The organism is Asaia lannensis NBRC 102526 (genome assembly GCF_024054035.1).
GTDB lineage: Bacteria > Pseudomonadota > Alphaproteobacteria > Acetobacterales > Acetobacteraceae > Asaia > Asaia lannensis.
This window is the reverse complement of sequence record NZ_JAMXQU010000009.1, coordinates 16,666-33,502: the sequence shown is the minus strand read 5'-3', so window position 1 is coordinate 33,502 and position 16,837 is coordinate 16,666. Positions and strand designations below refer to the sequence as shown.

The 16,837-nt window shown below is 58.7% G+C and carries 15 protein-coding genes; 9 read left to right on the top strand and 6 right to left on the bottom strand.

Going from position 1 to position 16,837, the window contains the following annotated elements:
- Positions 1-97 precede the first annotated feature (97 nt).
- Together NF685_RS11355 and NF685_RS11350 are read right to left on the bottom strand one after the other, a co-directional pair.
- Positions 98-595 carry a nucleoside deaminase gene (locus NF685_RS11355; RefSeq protein WP_252849687.1) on the bottom strand — a complete coding sequence of 166 codons (498 nt, stop codon included), beginning with the start codon at positions 593-595 and terminating at the stop codon, positions 98-100.
- 31 nt (positions 596-626) lie between these two features.
- On the bottom strand, positions 627-1,490 hold the full coding sequence (locus tag NF685_RS11350) for an aromatic ring-hydroxylating oxygenase subunit alpha (RefSeq protein WP_252849686.1): 864 nt from the start codon (positions 1,488-1,490) through the stop codon (positions 627-629).
- Between the two features lie 115 nt (positions 1,491-1,605).
- On the opposite strand from NF685_RS11350, the gene NF685_RS11345 reads away from it, so the two are divergent.
- Genes NF685_RS11345 through NF685_RS11315 form a run of 7 tightly spaced genes read left to right on the top strand, consistent with a single transcriptional unit; the run spans position 1,606 to position 7,625 of the window.
- Positions 1,606-1,845, top strand: coding sequence for a hypothetical protein (locus NF685_RS11345; protein WP_222547517.1), 240 nt, complete (start codon positions 1,606-1,608; stop codon positions 1,843-1,845).
- Positions 1,842-2,438 carry a Rieske (2Fe-2S) protein gene (locus NF685_RS11340; RefSeq protein ID WP_252849685.1) on the top strand — a complete coding sequence of 199 codons (597 nt, stop codon included), beginning with the start codon at positions 1,842-1,844 and terminating at the stop codon, positions 2,436-2,438. The genes NF685_RS11345 and NF685_RS11340 overlap by 4 nt, the downstream gene beginning before the upstream one ends.
- A complete protein-coding gene (locus tag NF685_RS11335) occupies positions 2,432-2,998 on the top strand; it encodes a glutathione S-transferase family protein (protein WP_252849684.1) in 567 nt (188 codons plus the stop codon). Before NF685_RS11340 ends, NF685_RS11335 begins: the two co-directional genes overlap by 7 nt.
- Positions 2,989-4,086, top strand: a complete 1,098-nt coding sequence (locus tag NF685_RS11330; RefSeq protein WP_252849683.1) for a BMP family ABC transporter substrate-binding protein — start codon at positions 2,989-2,991, stop codon at positions 4,084-4,086. Before NF685_RS11335 ends, NF685_RS11330 begins: the two co-directional genes overlap by 10 nt.
- The gene (locus tag NF685_RS11325) at positions 4,079-5,659 is read left to right on the top strand and encodes an ABC transporter ATP-binding protein (protein ID WP_252849682.1); all 1,581 of its coding nucleotides are present in this window, start codon (positions 4,079-4,081) and stop codon (positions 5,657-5,659) included. Before NF685_RS11330 ends, NF685_RS11325 begins: the two co-directional genes overlap by 8 nt.
- Positions 5,656-6,696 carry an ABC transporter permease gene (locus tag NF685_RS11320; protein ID WP_252849681.1) on the top strand — a complete coding sequence of 347 codons (1,041 nt, stop codon included), beginning with the start codon at positions 5,656-5,658 and terminating at the stop codon, positions 6,694-6,696. The genes NF685_RS11325 and NF685_RS11320 overlap by 4 nt, the downstream gene beginning before the upstream one ends.
- Positions 6,693-7,625 carry an ABC transporter permease gene (locus tag NF685_RS11315; RefSeq protein WP_252849680.1) on the top strand — a complete coding sequence of 311 codons (933 nt, stop codon included), beginning with the start codon at positions 6,693-6,695 and terminating at the stop codon, positions 7,623-7,625. The genes NF685_RS11320 and NF685_RS11315 overlap by 4 nt, the downstream gene beginning before the upstream one ends.
- Before the next feature lie 112 nt (positions 7,626-7,737).
- Here NF685_RS11315 and NF685_RS11310 read toward each other — a convergent pair whose 3' ends face one another.
- The 4 genes from NF685_RS11310 to NF685_RS11295 are packed head-to-tail and all read right to left on the bottom strand — an operon-like array spanning position 7,738 to position 12,823.
- Entirely contained in the window at positions 7,738-9,240 is a 1,503-nt protein-coding gene (locus tag NF685_RS11310) for an outer membrane beta-barrel protein (RefSeq protein ID WP_252849679.1), read from the bottom strand.
- A gap of 15 nt (positions 9,241-9,255) precedes the next feature.
- Positions 9,256-10,617 carry an ethanolamine permease gene (gene eat / locus NF685_RS11305; RefSeq protein WP_252849678.1) on the bottom strand — a complete coding sequence of 454 codons (1,362 nt, stop codon included), beginning with the start codon at positions 10,615-10,617 and terminating at the stop codon, positions 9,256-9,258.
- Positions 10,614-11,435 carry an ethanolamine ammonia-lyase subunit EutC gene (eutC, locus tag NF685_RS11300; RefSeq protein WP_252849677.1) on the bottom strand — a complete coding sequence of 274 codons (822 nt, stop codon included), beginning with the start codon at positions 11,433-11,435 and terminating at the stop codon, positions 10,614-10,616. The genes eat and eutC overlap by 4 nt, the downstream gene beginning before the upstream one ends.
- A complete protein-coding gene (locus tag NF685_RS11295; RefSeq protein WP_252849676.1) occupies positions 11,432-12,823 on the bottom strand; it encodes an ethanolamine ammonia-lyase subunit EutB in 1,392 nt (463 codons plus the stop codon). The genes eutC and NF685_RS11295 overlap by 4 nt, the downstream gene beginning before the upstream one ends.
- A gap of 575 nt (positions 12,824-13,398) precedes the next feature.
- On the opposite strand from NF685_RS11295, the gene NF685_RS11290 reads away from it, so the two are divergent.
- Complete coding sequence (locus NF685_RS11290; protein WP_289847451.1) at positions 13,399-14,178, top strand: GolD/DthD family dehydrogenase; 780 nt, start codon at positions 13,399-13,401, stop codon at positions 14,176-14,178.
- A gap of 509 nt (positions 14,179-14,687) precedes the next feature.
- Positions 14,688-16,442, top strand: a complete 1,755-nt coding sequence (locus NF685_RS11285) for a hypothetical protein (RefSeq protein WP_252849675.1) — start codon at positions 14,688-14,690, stop codon at positions 16,440-16,442.
- Positions 16,443-16,837: the final 395 nt, after the last annotated feature.

Genomic DNA, 16,837 nt, shown 5'->3' with positions numbered 1-16,837 from the left:
CCGCAATGGCCCTGTTCCGGATGGGCGGACATCCGGATCGTCATTTGCAATTCGAGAGCGGGCGAAGATTCTGGTGGCGATGAAAGTCAGAGGTCGGTCACGAATGCGTTTCCCAGAAACTGCGTTGCAGATCGGCTGCTTCTTCCTCGAGCAACGGGCCGATCACGACGGTATCGCGCTGACCTGCAGCGAAAACGAGACGGCACGGTAGATCCAGTGTCGGGTTTTCCGGATGATTGCCGGTCATGGCCTTGAGATGCGCCTCTGACTGCCCGTAAACCACACGGCCTATACCGGCCCAGTAAATGGCGCCCGCGCACATGGCGCAAGGCTCTGCCGAACTGTAGAGGGTGAAATCGCGCAGGGCACTGGCGCTGTAGGCCTTGCTTGCCCGGCTGGCCAGCAAACGCTCTGCATGAGCCGTCATGTCATGGCCCTCGCTGCTGAAACCATTACCCTGGGTCATGACGATCTCGCCCTGGCCATCGACCAGGATCGCTCCAAAAGGATGATCGCCCGCCAGGCGGGACTGGTCCGCTACCGAAAACGCATGTCGAAGAAAAACGAGATCGTCATCCGACGCCGTATGGATCATTTTTGTTCCTGTCATAGTACCGGGTTCTTGATCAGGCGCCTTGTGCGGCGCCGTAGGTAACCCCCTGTGCCTTGAGCCACCGTCGATAGGCGATGGAAGAGCGGTCGGCGAGGGTGGGTATCTCAGTCGACGCATCGAGGGGCATGGCAACAGGCCGCTGGTTTTCCAGAATGCTGCGATCCTGAAGGAAAATCATCTGCTGGAATTCGACCAGGGCATCGAGGGCGGAACCGTCATCGAGCAGAAACATGACCGGGTGAGCCCGGCAGATAGCGCGCGTCATGGGCTGCACGAACAGGGCGATCACGTCCTTGCGCGAGGGGGTGTTCGGGTTCGTTTTGTAAAGCAGGGTCGAGAACGGCGCAGCGATGCGATAGACGTACTCGGTCAGAAGGCCGCCATCTGCACAGAGCGCGCCCTGTGGCTGAAAAAAGCGGCAATCGGTTGCCCATATTTCCTGACCTGCCTCACGGGTCTCGATCGTATAGCGTTCGACCTCCGTATGCGGCTCGGCTCCCAGAATCCCCGTATGAACGAACGGAAAATGCGCCATGTCGAGAAAGTTCTCGACCACACGCAGCCCCGAGGCATGAACGGTGATCGAGCCGCAGCAGACGAGCCGTCTGTCAGGCTCGTCCGCCTCTTCGATGACCGGCACATGGCTCCGGGACATTTCATCCGGATCGAGCGTCGTCCAGACATAGCCGTAGCGTATAACACAGGGCAGGGCGCGCTTGCCTTCGGTAACCTGTGCCTCGTTATCGCCCGTGCGGCGCAGACGCAGCAGCCTGTCCAGCAACAGGGTTTCAGTGACATCGGTCGTGAGCGTTTCCACCATGCCGAGCGGATACCATTGTCGGGTCGAGACGGCATCGGCAGGGGGAGCACTGATCATCGCGCCATGTTTCCTCAACGTTGCATGATCGTTAACATTAATAGTGGCTCTCCACTTGTCAAAAAAATTATTACTGGCAGGATCATGCTCAAACCGGCTGCGGAGGAAGGGAGCGATGACAATAGGCACGGCACTCTACCTGAGCGGTCATTTCGATACAGAAGCATTTCGCTTGTTTGCGCAAAACCGTGCCCGGCTTCTTTCAATCAGGGTAAGCGCGGCTCATCTCGACTGTCGTCGGATCGTCTTTCTTCTGCACGGCGTGCGCGATCTGATCGATATGTTCATCATGGCCTGTGTTCTCGGGCCGGCCAACTGTCTTGTGACGGACTGGAATGAGGAGGGCTTGCCATGATCCCTGTCGGGCTCTCGATAGATCTGCGGCACGGCGACATCATGCCGGCCCGTCACTACGACGAACCGGTCGTTCTGTGGCGCGACGCGCAAGGGATTGCACATGCCTGGGAGGATCGCTGCCCGCATCGCGGTGTGCGCCTGAGCCTCGGGTTCATGCGCAATGACCGTCTGACCTGCCAGTATCATGGCTGGCAGTTCGATCGTGACGGGCATTGCCGGGTCATACCGGCTCACCCCTCGCTCAATCCCCCTGCCACGATCCGGACCCGCGTTTACGAGGTGGTGGAGAAGGCCGGGATGCTATGGGTCGATTTTGCCAATCGTGGCGCGCGCGCGGCGATCGCACCTGCCCAGGGCAACTGGTATGGCGTCAGGAGCCTGGCCATACGCGCGCCTGAAAACGAAACGAGAGCAAGCCTTGTGCTTGAGGAAGGGCAGTGGCGCCTGTCTGCCGATCGGCTGTTGGCCCTTCACACGCCTCAGGTCGGGATTACCATGGTTCATATGGCAGTAAGCGATGAAAGCGCGCGTCTGAAGGCAGCGCAATGGCTGACACATCTGCGCGATACGCTCGAGGAAATCGTATGCTGACCCTGCATGGATGGATGATCGACGAGCGCAGCTATGCAGTGCGTCTGGCCGCTTCCCTGGCTTCTGTTCCCCTCGTCATGACCACGGACCGACGCGCCGAGACCTTTGGGCCAACCCTGACCGATGAGGACGAGGGCGTCTGTTGCGTCGGCCTTTATGAATGTATCCAGCAGCTCTCGCGTCTGTGCCCGGGCGCGCTTCCATGGCCCGGACCGGACAGGATCGCGCAAATGCACTGGGCCATTGAGGGACTGGAGGCGTTTTCTGTGGCCAGGCGCACGGCATTCGCCGCAACAATGCCTGTGCGCCCGGAGACAGAGGACATGACCTGTCTTTATCGTGAACTGGAAGACCATCTGGCCAACACGCTCCTGGCAGGTAATAAATGGCTCTCCGGAGAGAGGATCGGCGCTATCGATATTGTGGTTTTTCCCATTGCCGGGCTGGCGCGCGATCTCGATATCGCGCTCGATCTTTATCCCGCGCTTCGTCGTTTCGTCCGTGAAATGCGCGAGCAGCCCGGATTTGTCGTGATGCCCGGAATTCCGTCATGCCACTGAAAACACCCCCGTTGCTGACCCGTCGCGCCATGCTAGGCGCAGCGGGATGCGCTGCCCTTACATCGTTTGCGCGCGCGGCCACGCGTTTCGCGCCGATTGCCGAGCAGGATCTGCTTGTAGGTTTCGGCCATACCAGCCCGATCAACGATGGTGGCTGGTCGCAGATGCATGACAAGGCGATACGTGCTCTCAAGGCGCATTTTCCGCGTATGCGTTCTCTTTATGTGGAAAGCATTCCCTATTCGGCAGATGCGACGCGCCTGTTCCGCCAGTTCGTGGCCGAGGGCGCGCAGATGGTTATCGCTACCTCCGATTATGGTGATTTCATCAAGGATGTTGCCGATCAGGCGCCCGATGTCGGCTTCATGGAGTGCGACGGCAATAACGTAACAGGCAATCTCGGCTGGTATTACATCACCCACTGGTATGCGAGCTATGTCATCGGCATCGCAGCCGCACGTCTGAGCAAGACAGGCCGTCTTGGCTATGTCGCCTCTTTTCCCACCACATCGGTTATCGCCAGTGCGAACGCTACCCTGCTCGGTGCACGTTCGGTCAATCCGCAGGCGACGATGCGCGTCATCTCGATCAATTCATGGTTCGACCCGCAGGCAGCCGCCTCGGCAGGGGCAGCACTGATCGATAGCGGTTGCGATTTCCTGTGCGGTATCATGGACGATCCGGGTTATCTCAGAGTTGCGCAGCAGCGTGGCGTTTGGGCCGCCATGTGGAATACCGACATGCGTCAGTTCGGCCCCGACGCTTATGTCAGCTCCGTCGTGCTGGACTTCGTCGATTATTATCGCGATCTCATTTCCGCGCGCCTTGCCGGGCGCTGGCGTCCTTCGGGTACGTTCCTCAAGCTCGGTCACGGTGTCGACCGCGATGCATGGGGCGCACGCGTTCCGCAGAGTATAAGACAGGAAGCCGATGCCGCGCGCGACCGTATGCTTGGCGGCTGGTCGCCCTTTACCGGGCCGATCAGGGATTCAGCCGGGCGGATCAGGGTCGCAGCAGGTCAGACGATGACGGATATGGAAATCTTCCATTGGAACTGGCAGGTCGAGGGGGTTTCCGGGCTTGTCTGATCTGTTCCATGGCGCCGGTGAACGGCCGGAAGCACTTCCAGCTGGCGCACCGCCGCTTCTGACACTCTCCGCCATTGCGAAGTTTTTCCCCGGTGTGATCGCGAACAAGGATGTCACGATCGATTTCTACCCCGGCGAGATCCATGCGCTGCTCGGTGAGAACGGCGCGGGCAAGTCGACCCTCATGAATATCGTCACCGGGTTGTATCAGCCGGATGAAGGCGAGCTTATTCTCGATGGTTACGGCGTGCGGTTCGACAGTCCCGAGGCAGCAATCGCAGCCGGGATTGGCATGGTACACCAGCATTTCAAGCTGGTTTCGCGTTTTACCGTGGCCGAGAATCTTGCGCTGGGATGGAAAGAAACCGGTCGTTGGCTGAGCGCCGGCGCGCTGGCTAAACGGGCCACGCAGGAAGCCACGCGATTTGGCCTCGATATACGCCCCGATGCGCCGATCGACAGTCTTACTGCTGGCGAACAGCAGCGCGTGGAGATCCTGCGCGTTCTCTCGCGCGGTGCGCGGCTGCTCATTCTCGATGAACCGACAGCCGTGCTCAGCCCCCTTGAAGTGGGCGAGCTTTATGCCGCGCTGCGTCGGTTTCGCGATGGCGGCGGGGCGGTCATTCTGATCAGTCACAAGCTCGACGAAATCATGGCGCTCGCCGATCGTGTCACCGTCCTGCGTCATGGGCGTGTGGCTGGCAGTCACCGTGTAGACAAGACAGACCCTGCGACGCTTGTGACAGAGATGATCGGACGCCCTGTCGAGCAGAAAAGCGCCTATCCACGCAAGGCGCCGCGTGAGACACGGGAATGCGTCATCAGTCTGGACAATGTCACCGCACGTGATCGGTCGGGTCGCCTGCGGCTTCATCCGCTCTCGCTGGACATCCGGGCTGGCGAAATTCTCGGCGTGGCCGGGGTCACGGGGAACGGGCAATCCGAGCTGGCAGATATGCTGGCTGGACTGCATCCCCCTGAAACCGGACAGGTCCGCATAGGGGACAAGGCGATGCAGGGCAGCTCTCCCGATGCGTTTCGCGCAGCCGGGATCGGTTATGTCCCGGAAGACCGGTTGCACAAGGCACTCGCACCCGCGCTCGGTGTGGTCGATAATGCGGTCATGCGTGTTTTCAGAACGCATCCGGTTGGCGGGCGCTTTGCCTATCACGCCCAGGCTGCCATGGCCTTCACCACGTCTCTTCTGAAACAGGCGCAGGTTACGGTTGCTGATCCGCTGACGCCGATACGCGGTCTTTCGGGGGGCAACCAGCAGCGCATGGTGCTGGCGCGCGAACGCATGATTGCCCATCGTGCCCTGATCGCAAGCTATCCCAGTCGCGGCCTCGATATCGGCGCCATTGCGACAATGCGCGAGGCGTTGGCCGATATCCGCGACGAGGGGCGCGCCGTCGTGCTCGTATCCGAGGATCTGGACGAGCTGATGGCGCTCAGTGATCGCATTGCCGTCCTGTGCGCCGGTCAGTTGATGACGGTTGTCGAGCGCAGTGATTTCGACCGCGGACGCCTCGGCGCCTTGATGAGTGGACAGAACCGGGAGAAATCCTCATGAGCCGCAGGATCCGTCTCGCCGTCGTTCCCGCACACCGCATTCTTGCCGGGCGGGCTCTGGCACTCTGCTTCGTATGTCTTGTTCTGGCTTTCGTGCTGATCATGCTCGGCCTGCCGCTGGGTGAAGTGCTTCGCCTTGTCATAACATCGACATTCGGCACGGTATTCGGTCTGGAAAATCTCGCGCTTTACATGACACCCCTGCTGATGACCGGTGGCGCCGTCTGGCTCGGCCTGCGTGCAGGGCTCTGGAACATCGGCGCGGAAGGACAGTTTCTGGCCGGTGCCACGGCTGCTGCAGCCGTCGGGCTTTTTCTGCCCTTACCGGCTTTTGTGGCGCTGCCTCTTGCCGGCCTCGCCAGTCTCGTTGCAGGCGCACTCTGGAGTGCCGTTCCGGCAGCCGGGCGCGCCTGGCTGGGCGTCAGCGAGATCATCACGACCCTGCTACTGAACTTCATCGCATCGTTCATGGTCTATTATCTCGTCACCGGCCCCTGGGCCGATCATGTGACCGATGCGCAGGTATCAAGTCAGCGCATCGCACTGGCGATTCCCGTTATCTACGGTGTCGTGCACTGGGGAGGCCCGTTTGCGATCGCCCTGGTTGTTGCGCTCGGCCTGACGCTCGGGCGCAGCCGGTTCGGCTATGAATTGCGGCTTTGCGGCTCTAATCCCGAGGCCGCACATTATGCTGGCATATCGGTCGCACCGCGTCTTTTTGTGGCGCTCCTTGCATCAGGTGCACTCGCCGGGTTGGGCGGTATGATGGAAGTGCTCGGTACGGTGCATCGCCTGCAGGGCGGTCTTGCCCATGGTTATGGCTATCTGGGTATCGTTGTTGCCCTTCTTGCGCGCCATTCGGCTCTGGCCCTTATTCCGGCTGCTTTCCTGATGGCCGTGATCCTGAACACAGGCATCGTTCTGCAGACCCTGCAGGTCAGCGCCTCATCCGTGCTGGCCATTACCGGACTTCTGGTTTTCGCCATTGCAGTCAGCGATGAGTTGTCCGCCTATGTCCGGCTGGAGACCGCAAAATGAGCGTCTGGATACCGCTTTTCCTTCATGCTCTGGCTTATGGCAGCATTCTTGCCCTGGCCGCACAGGGGGAGGTCATCGCCGAGCGCTCAGGCGTGATCAATCTGGGCGTGGAAGGGTTGATGGCGCTCGGTGCTGTGGTTGCTGCCCTTGCCGCAGATGCATCGATGTCTCCCTGGATCGGGGCTCTCGCGGCCATGGGTGTCGGAGGTTTCGGCTCGTTCGTCCTGGGTCTGGCGACAGTCAACGGGGCGGCGAACCAGACCCTCTGCGGCGTAGCACTCACCTTTCTGGGGCTTGGGTTGAGTGCCGTGCTGGGGCATACCGTGGCAGGGTTGCCGGTCGCTGTAGTTTTCGGAAACTGGTCGATACCCGGTCTTGTCTCCATTCCTGTTATTGGTCCGCTGTTTTCGCAGAGCCCGTTCGTTTACCTTGCCTTTGGCCTGGTCCCGCTTCTGTGTCATGTGGTGCTTTTCCGCACCCGACTGGGACTCAGCCTGCGCGCCGTGGGTGAAAACCCTGCGGCGGCCGATGCCGTCGGTATCCCGGTCAGACGTTTCCGCCTCGGCGCGCTTGTCGCCGGCGGCATTCTGGCAGGGCTTGCCGGAGCAGATATGACACTCTCGGTCATGCCGGTCTGGTCCGAAGGGATGATCGCGGGTCGTGGATGGATTGCCGTGGCACTTGTGATTTTCTGCGGTTATCGACCCGTTCTGGCCGCAGCGTCAGCATTGCTTTTCGGCCTTGTCATGTCGCTGAGTTTCTTCGGTCAGGCGCAGGGCTGGCCCATTGCCCCCGCAGTACTGAACATGACGCCTTATCTCGGTACGATCCTGTTCATGATCCTGCCAGCGCTCCTCTTCCCTGGCATGCGCCGCCTTATGGCCGCGCCCGCCGCTCTGGGCACGCCCTATTTTCGCGAAGAACGCTGAAACGACGGGGTTCCCCGAACCGCAGAGCAGGGTGAACGATCTGACTCACGGCGGTTCCTCCCCGCATCGGGGAGGGCATGCCATCACTATGGCTGCTTCTGTGCGACCGTGCTCAGAATGTCCAGATTGCATCGCATGAGAACCAGAGCATATTGCTAGTGCCGTTCCGAACAACGGGATCTTCGACCGTGGCAGCCCTGTTGAAAGGTTTTGTGCCGTTAAGAGACTTGTCGAGGCGTATCTCGGGTCGAAACACGAATTTGCCGAGCTTGAGATGGCGGTTCACGAAATCCGGTGTGTAGGTCAAGCCTGCGGTAAGGGCACCGTAGGTGGTCGGGAGCGCCGTGTAATAGGGATAGGGCGCGTTACGCAGCATATCGGTATACGAGGTCGTGCTGACATAGGCGGCGATCATGGCGCCGGTATTGTCGCGGAAAATCTCTCCACGCAGATTGAGCCGCAGCGATGGATTGATGTCCCAGGCCAGATAGCTCGTGACACCATAGGTGTCGTTGCGCGTGATATCGTCATGCAGATAGGTGCCGTTGAGCGTCGCGGCCAGTTTGTCGTTGAAATGATAGGTGAGCAGGATATCGCCGTTATAGAGCATCTTCCCGTTCGCGGCCTTGCCGATACCAGCGCTCGTCCAGCCATCGGGCGACGTTCTGGGCAAACCGTTATTGCCCTGCGGCCCAAGATGCGCGATGGCATGACCATCCAGTTTTCCGTGCATCAGATGGGCGAAAGCAAAACCCACATATCCTTTGGGACGGCTGTTATTGCCAGCGCCGCCGAACGTCGTGGAGTTTCCGGCATCGATACCCATTATCCAGTCGAGATGTCCGGTCAGATGGGTTGTTGAAAGAATGCCTACAGTCTCGAAAGGGACGATATAGTCGGACGCGTAATTGAAGGTATAGAACGGGCGCGCCATGGCAGGTGTGCCTTCCGCACCCATCAGACCGTAGATCTGGCCCAACTGAAAATCGACACCGCGTGGCACGATCCAGGGTGTATGCAGATCGATATGCGCCTGTGTGGGCGCAAACTGGTACAGACCGGTAAGTGCCTTGTCCGCCATGCCGATAGTCGGGTCGAAGCGTGCGTCCGATCCGTACATGACCTCGGCGACAAAACCCAGACCGTAACCCGCGCCTATGGCCGTGACAGGATGGGAGACAGATCCCATGATCTGGTTCAGCGTGACCGTATTGGCGCGATCCGTATAAAACTGGCCGAAGTTTCGTCCCGATTTTGTCCATGGATTGCCGGCAATACCGCCCTCGACGGTCAGATGCGCTTCGAGCCCGTTCCAGTATCCGGGGGGATGTCCCTTTTCAGGTTTGAAGAGATTGCCCTGATGCCGGGCCGGGGGGGCGCTTTCGGCATAGGGGTCGGGTGCCGACCCCAGATAATCCGACACCGGACCGGTACCGTTCTGGATATCCTGCATACGCGACGGTCTGGATTGGGCTGCCTGGGTATTGCTGGTGCTCTGGGCATCGCTGGTATTCTGTGTCTCGGCGTGCGACGCATTACTGCAAAGTATCAGAAGTGCCCCACCCGCGAGAATACCTGCTTTTGCGGAAGTTTTTGGATTGGGCACTTTGACCATATTGTTATTCCATAATTAATGGTTTTTATTATTTGCTCCATTAAACTTTACAGAATAACTGCAAATACATACAATAACGAACAGCGAACACAGATAGAACAGAAACAATATAAAATTATAATACGATACCGCAACGAGGCTGACTGCGGCACCGAAAAGCGCAATGGCTGGTAGAACGGGATAGAACGGTGCCCTGTAGCTGCGTTCCAGTCCTGGCTCTTTCCGACGAAGAGCGAAAAGGCTGACCATGCTCAGGCCATACATCGTCAGGGCCCCGAAGACCGACAGCGTGACGAGGGTTGCAGTCAGGGGTTGCCCACCGATCGAAATGACATCATCGGCGTAGATCGCGATAATGCCGATAACGCTCCCCGCGATCGTGGCGAGGTGGGGTGTATGAAAACGCGGGTGAAGCTTGCCCAGCGCCGCCGGCAGAATACCGGCACGGGCAAGCGCAAAGATCTGACGACCGAAACCCATGATAATGCCGTGCAGCGAGGCGACGAGGCCGAACAGACCGAGCCAGACAAGCATCGATAGCCAAGGGCTACCCGCACCGACGACACGTTTCATCGCCTGCGGCAACGGGTCGTTCAGATTGGCAAGTGCTTTCCAGTCTCCCGAACCACCAGCAAAAATCATGACCCCGAAAGCAAGCGATACGAGCGTCAGAACGCCCGCCATGTAGGCCAGAGGGATGGACCGTCTGGGCGAGCGTGCTTCCTCGGCGGCCATGGCAACCCCCTCGATGGCAAGGAAAAACCAGATCGCAAAGGGAATAGCGGCAAACATGCCGCCGAGCGCCGTCATGCCGAAATGCGGCGCAGAACCCCATCCGTCCATAGTGAAATTCGCCCAGGAGAATGATGGCGCGACGACAGCCATGAAGACGAGCAGTTCGACGATGGCGGCGATGGTTACGAAAAGCTCGAATGTCGCGGCGATATGAACCCCCACGATATTAAGCGTCATGAAAACGAGATAGGCACCCGTAGCGGCTGCTTTCGGAGGTAGGCCCGGGAACTGCACGTTGAGATAGGCACCGATGGCGAGTGCGATGGCAGGAGGCGCAAAAATGAACTCGACCAGCGTGGCCAGACCGGCGACGGTCCCTCCCAGACGCCCCAGCGCCCGCTCTGCATAGGCGAATGGACCGCCTGCATGGGGGATGGCGCAGGTGAGCTCGGTAAAGCTGAAAATAAACGCCGTATACATGATCGCAACGAAAACGGTGGCCCCGAGGAAACCGAGCGTTCCAGCCGTGGCCCAGCCATAGCTCCAGCCGAAATACTCGCCCGATATGACGAGGCCGACTGCGATACCCCACAGGTGAAAAGCACTGAGTTTCTTGTCCAGCTGTGCGGGGGGCGTGCTCATGGCGTTCCTTCTTGTTGCTTGTCAGTGAGGAGAGGCGCTTGCGATGTGGTCGATAAAGCGCCATCCGGAGCACGCTCCTTGAGGTCTACACCGCTCAGGCCGAGACGGGATGCTTCGCGCATCAACCAGGTCAGTTTACTGCTGGCCTCCTCGATGCTCAGGCCGTGGGCGTGAATATTCGACAGGCAGTTGCGACGTGAGTCGGGGCAGCCCCGATATGGGGCATAAGTGAAATACACGCCCATACTGTCAGGAACGGACAGGCCGGGTCTTTCACCTATAAGCACCGCAACCATCCGCGTATTCAGTGCAACGGCAATATCGTCACCGATTGCGACACGGCCCTGAAGCGCAATCACGGGAGGTGCAATGCGCCAGTTGGAAAGCCGCGACCGGCAGGCGTGATATAAGGCCGGTCCATGGGCTGCAACCGCACGGGCAGACAAACCGTCAGCCATGACGAAGGCAAGGTCCCACTCACCTGGAGGGAGGCTCTTCCGACTCTCATCCGATAATTGTCGACCGAGATCGGGACGTCTCAGATAGGTTTCCCGATCCATCGCGGCACTGCGCACGATATGCGCCTGCTCTGGCGATAAGGCCTCAGTGATTGCGTCCATATCCAGCGGATCATGAACAGCATCGCGCGCGCGCGCGTGAGCTGCCTGAAACCGCAGCACATCTCGCGTGATCTGCGTATCGCCTGTACGGCCAAGTCCGACACGGGCGCGGGTGGCCTGACGAAGTCTGTCCCAGGGGCTCGGGGCGACCGGGCTCGACGGCGCAATATCATGGTTAGCGCGATCATGCGACTTCACGACTGCCATCCGATCATTGTTGCCAGTCTGGTCTGCGCCAATGGCGGGGTTAGCGCGCGCGCGCTGGCCTGGTCGTAAAGCCCCATACGCTCCAGCCACTGGGCGAATTCCGGGGCAGGTTTCAGGCCCAGAAGCGAGCGCGTCGTGAGAATGTCGTTGAATGCAAGGCTCTGATAATTGAGCATCACATCATCGGCGCCGGGGACGCCGATGAGAAAAGTCGCTCCCGCCGTGCCAAGAAGGAGCATCAGGGCGTCCATATCGTCCTGATCGGCTTCCGCGTGATTGGTGTAACAGACATCGCAGCCCATAGGCACGCCAAGAAGCTTGGCGCAGAAATGATCTTCCAGCCCGGCGCGGATGATCTGTTTGCCGTCATAAAGGTATTCAGGGCCGATAAAGCCGACCACAGTGTTGACCAGAAGCGGTCTGTAGGCGCGTGCCACTGCATAGGCCCGCGCTTCGACTGTCTGCTGATCGACACCGTGATGCGCATCGGCCGACAGGGCAGCACCCTGACCTGTCTCGAAATACATCACATTATCGCCGATCGTTCCGCGTCGGAGGCTCTGGGCCGCATCATGGGCCTCGGAAAGGATATCGAGCGTCACGCCGAACCCCTCATTGGCTTTCTGCGTGCCCGCAATCGACTGGAATACCAGATCGACCGGGCCGCCCCGATTGATGATTTCTATCGTATTGGTGACGTGAGTCAGAACGCAGCTCTGGGTCGGTATGTCGTAATCGCTGCGCAGCGTATCGAGCATGTCGAGCAAGGCCCTGCCTGTTTCGACATTATCCGTGGCCGGGTTGATGCCGATCACAGCGTCACCACATCCGTAGAGAAGGCCATCGAGCGTCGATATGGCGATGCCTTTCAGATCGTCCGTCGGGTGATTGGGCTGCAGCCGCGAAGCCAGCACGCCTTTCTGCCCGATGGTATTGCGAAAGCGGGTGACGACCTCGATCTTGCGTGAAACCGCGATCAGATCCTGATTGCGCATGATCTTGCTGACCGCTGCAGCCATTTCGGGCGTTACGCCCGGCGCGATCGATGCCAGCCAGACAGTATCTGCGTCGTGAGATAAAAGACGGTCCCGAAAAGCCCCGACAGTCATGGAGGCAAGCGGCGCAAAGGCCTTCGGATCATGCGTGTCCACGATAAGACGTGTGACGTCGTCCTGTTCGTAAGGGATAAGGGATTCCGAGAGAAAAAGGCCAAGGGGCAGGTCAGCGAGAGCCAGCCGGGCTGCCACACGTTCCGTCGCGTTCGAGGCCGCGAGCCCAGCCAGTGCATCTCCCGAACGCAGGGGAGACGCGCAAGCCATGACATGCTTCAGATCCCGAAAGACAAAACGCTGTCCGGCGAGTGTTGCGCTGTAGGCCAAATCCTTAACACCTGTCTGCTTATCCGCGAAAACACGAGAACGATACGGATATGCAAAGATTACGACGAATACCGTATGGTTTTGTCAATAACCCCGGTCTTTACAAAATATTGTTGCCTTCTGTTCAGTCTGGGATTTTCAGGCATGGACAGTCTTTGCCGACGCATTTGTGACGATATCAATTGATTGTGCTTGCCATCGTAATCCGTCTTTTTGCACACAGGCCCTTGCCGGCAATTAACCTGAGCTTGTCTGTTTTCGTGATACGGCCCAACTAGGCTGTAATATTACGGTATGAGAACAATTGATCTGGATTTATCCAGAAATGCGCCGATCCTGTGATGAAGTGATCATCGCAAAGGCCTCATGAAATCATTCATGTCAGCGAGGACACTCGTTTCAGTGCAACCGGAAAGCTGGCGATCAACGGTCGACAGGTTATTACAAAACATTGAGAGACAGCGTTTATTTACTATCATGCAACACTAAACTCTCCGTGATCGCGTTTCGAATACGCTTACCCGCACAGCACAATTATCATAAGGTTTATGTGATAGATCACAGAGGGACTGATCATGAACATGAATTTCTCAGCGGCGGATGTCGATATCGATTTTTCCCTGAAGGGTAAGACGGCGCTTGTCACAGGCGGCGCATCCGGTATCGGCGCGGCGATTGCGGCTGCCTTCGTTCGTAAGGGCGCCAAGGTTGCCGTTGTCGATGTCAATCAGGACAATGCCGCAGCGAAAGCCAAAGAGCTCGGTGAGGCAGCAAAGCCATTTTCATGCGACGTATCCAGCCCTGATTCCGTGCATGGCATGGTGTCTGACGTGCTGGCCCGGTTCGGACAGATCGATATTCTCGTAAACTGTGCCGGTGTGGTGTTCCTGGCATCGGCTGAAACCTTGCCCCTCGATTACTGGGACAAGACGATTGCCATTAATCTCAAGGGAAGCTTCCTTGTTACCCAGACTGTCGGTCAGGCGATGATCAGAGCAGGCAAGGGCGGGCGGATCATCAATCTCGCATCCCAGGCCGGTACGGTCGCGATTGAAGAGCATGTCGCCTATTGTGCGTCAAAATTCGGCGTTATCGGCATGTCCAAGACCTTCGCTGCCGAATGGGGGAAATATGGGATCACCGTCAACACGATTTCCCCCACGGTTGTCTTGACCGAACTGGGAAAGAAGGCCTGGGCCGGTGAAAAAGGCGAAGCCGCCATCAAGCGTATCCCGGCGGGTCGTTTCGCCATTCCTGAGGAAATCGCCGCCGCAGCGGTTTTCCTTGCCTCTTCCGGTGCGGCGATGATCAACGGCGCGGACCTCCTGATCGATGGTGGCTACACGATCCTTTAGTCTTCCCTGATATCTCTCTGTTGCCATCGATCCCTGTACCGCAGGGGTGATGGCAACAGGTCATTAGTTCCGGGCGCCGGGTTGCCATGAGAGCATGGAGCCAAGGGTCTCGGGGCCGCTCGTATGCCCAAGGATAAGACGGATCTGTTTCGTCATCTCAATGCGGCCTACGCCGCAACAATGCCTGCCTCGACGTCATGTACCAGGCTTGTGCGCGAATTCGTCCGATGAATGGGTGTTGCCCCGACACAGGCTGACAGACCGATGCCGATGGATCGGGCATGACCTGTGAGGGCAGCTGTGTCGCGAAAACCACATTTGCTCATACTTTGTCAGACAGCGTTCATGCAACGACAAGGTTCACATTCTGAGAACTATTATAAATCAGTATGTTAGGCGCCGTGTCATAAAAGTGTCATGTCGGAGTCATCAAAGCTTCGCAGGCGAGAGAAAAGCGCAGCCAGTAAGGGAGGCTCACACCCACCGCAGCATCGGAAGATGAAACTGACATGACCTCTCTCCCCCGTGCCTGTTGCTTGTTGCTGGCATCGGTGTCTCTGGCCTCACTGGCCGTAGCGACCCCGGTGCGTGCCGCCAGCCTCGATCAGATGAGTCTGATGGAGAAGCAGATCAAGGCCATGCAGTCGCAGCTCGCCGATATGAAGCGTGAGCATCAGCGTGAGATGAAGCGTATCCACGATCAGCTGGCGCAGCAGCGTCAGTCCGAGGAGAACGACCCTTACGGTGCACGCAACGGTTATCGCGGTGCGCCCGCACATGGTGCCGGTCAGGCAGCGACAGGCGGCTTTGCCACGGCATCGGCTCCCGGCCCGAACAGCAATGTTCTCCTCCCCCCCGTGAATGCCGCCACACCCTACGGCCAGTTGACAGGAACGCCCACGGGTCGCGTGACCGATCTTTATGGTCCGCTGCATCGCGGTCAGATCCAGATCGGTGGCATTCGTATAACGCTCGGTGGCTATGTCGAGGCTGCGACCATGTTCAGGTCGCGCAACAACGTGTCCGACATCTCCTCGAATTTCGGGTCCATTCCGTTCGCTAACAGCCCGAACTATCATATGAACGAGTATCATGAATCGGCGCGCCAGAGCCGTCTGGCGGCACTGGTCGAGGGCGATATCACAAAGGCCCTTCGTGCCCAGGCCTATATCGAGACCGATTTTCAGGGCGCAGGTTCCTCGTCCAACTCACGTCAGTCCAATTCCTATGTGCTGCGTGAGCGCGTGTTCTACGGTCAGCTGATCGACGATGCTGACAGCCTGACCCTGCTTGGCGGTCAGAACTGGTCGCTGCTCACCATGTTCAACCATGGCATGCGCGCCCGTGACGAGCAGGTGCCGCTCTCGATCGATGCGCAGTATGTTCCCGGTTTCAACTGGACGCGAAACACCCAGATCCGCCTGGTCAAGGGCTTCGATCATAGCCGCTACAATGTCGGCATCTCGGTTGAAAACCCGCAGCAGGTTATCGCTGCCGGATCAGGTGGTCAGTATCTCCCCGCAGGGGCGACTTCAGGCACCTATCAGAATGCCGGCGTGAACGTGAACAACCCGTCGACCAATTACTCGACGGATGTGGCTCCCGATATCATCGGCAAGGTCGCGGCCGATCCGGGTTGGGGCCATTACGAGCTGACCGGGCTGCTCCGTTTTGCGCATAGCCGCGTTTCTTATACCGGCACGGGCCAAAGCAGCACCAAGGTGGCTGGCGGTGGCGGCGGTGGGCTCATCCTGCCGGTCGAGAAGTCGCACAAGGTGTTCTTCCAGGCGTCCGGCCTCGTGGGGACGGGTATCGGTCGTTACGGTACGTCCAATATTCCTGACGTGACCATCGATTCCAAGGGGCAGGTCAAGCCCATGCCTGCGGCGAACGTTCTTGTCGGCCTCTATGGCAATGCCACAAAGGCACTTCAGCTTTACGCCTATGGCGGCATGGAGATGCTTCGTTCGCGCTCCTACTTCAACGCGGGTGGCAAGCATTACGGTTATGGCAATCCGCTCTATAATGTGGGCGGTTGCGATATCGAAGGTGCGGCATCGAGCGCCTGTCAGACAAGCATCAATCGTGTGGTGCAGGGTACGGCGGGTTTCTGGTGGACTTATCTGCATGGCGATTACGGCACGCTGCGCGTCGGTGCGCAGTATTCCTACACCTATGTTTCATCGTTCAGTGGTGTTGGCGGTACACCCCATACGAACGACAACATGGTGTTCCTGTCGCTGCGTTATCTGCCTTTCCAGTAAGCACACCTCCGGTATCTCTCCAGTTGACGAAGCGCCGGGCAGCGATGCCCGGCGTTTTGTCGTTTCCTGCCCATCGGTCCATCCGTCCAGCGTCATCGATGTGGCAGGATATGACCTCCGCCGAAGGGGGGGCTGAAGTCGTAGTCTGCCTGCCTCCGCCGGTAGTTTTGCACCTGCGAGTATGATATCGCGTTCCGATATCGTATCGGGTGGTGTGAAGGTTGGCGCGTGTCTGAGGCCTCGATGCAGGAATGTACGACCGGGGAACATCGCGGAGCGTTCCCCTTATAAGGCACCTGATTTCCACCCCTCAGCCTCGTCGGAAATCCCCCATGCCTCCATGATCGATCCGAACAGGCGGCGGACGATCGGATGACGAAATCGGGCGCGCGTCA

Excerpts from the sequence above, each read along its gene's own strand:
- NF685_RS11355 (WP_252849687.1), bottom strand. The coding sequence starts at position 595 with ATGATCCATACGGCGTCGGATGACGATCTCGTTTTTCTTCGACATGCG.
- NF685_RS11350 (WP_252849686.1), bottom strand. The coding sequence starts at position 1,490 with ATGATCAGTGCTCCCCCTGCCGATGCCGTCTCGACCCGACAATGGTAT.
- NF685_RS11345 (WP_222547517.1), top strand. The coding sequence starts at position 1,606 with ATGACAATAGGCACGGCACTCTACCTGAGCGGTCATTTCGATACAGAA.
- NF685_RS11340 (WP_252849685.1), top strand. The coding sequence starts at position 1,842 with ATGATCCCTGTCGGGCTCTCGATAGATCTGCGGCACGGCGACATCATG.
- NF685_RS11335 (WP_252849684.1), top strand. The coding sequence starts at position 2,432 with ATGCTGACCCTGCATGGATGGATGATCGACGAGCGCAGCTATGCAGTG.
- NF685_RS11330 (WP_252849683.1), top strand. The coding sequence starts at position 2,989 with ATGCCACTGAAAACACCCCCGTTGCTGACCCGTCGCGCCATGCTAGGC.
- NF685_RS11320 (WP_252849681.1), top strand. The coding sequence starts at position 5,656 with ATGAGCCGCAGGATCCGTCTCGCCGTCGTTCCCGCACACCGCATTCTT.
- NF685_RS11315 (WP_252849680.1), top strand. The coding sequence starts at position 6,693 with ATGAGCGTCTGGATACCGCTTTTCCTTCATGCTCTGGCTTATGGCAGC.
- NF685_RS11310 (WP_252849679.1), bottom strand. The coding sequence starts at position 9,240 with ATGGTCAAAGTGCCCAATCCAAAAACTTCCGCAAAAGCAGGTATTCTC.
- eat (WP_252849678.1), bottom strand. The coding sequence starts at position 10,617 with ATGAGCACGCCCCCCGCACAGCTGGACAAGAAACTCAGTGCTTTTCAC.
- NF685_RS11290 (WP_289847451.1), top strand. The coding sequence starts at position 13,399 with ATGAACATGAATTTCTCAGCGGCGGATGTCGATATCGATTTTTCCCTG.
- NF685_RS11285 (WP_252849675.1), top strand. The coding sequence starts at position 14,688 with ATGACCTCTCTCCCCCGTGCCTGTTGCTTGTTGCTGGCATCGGTGTCT.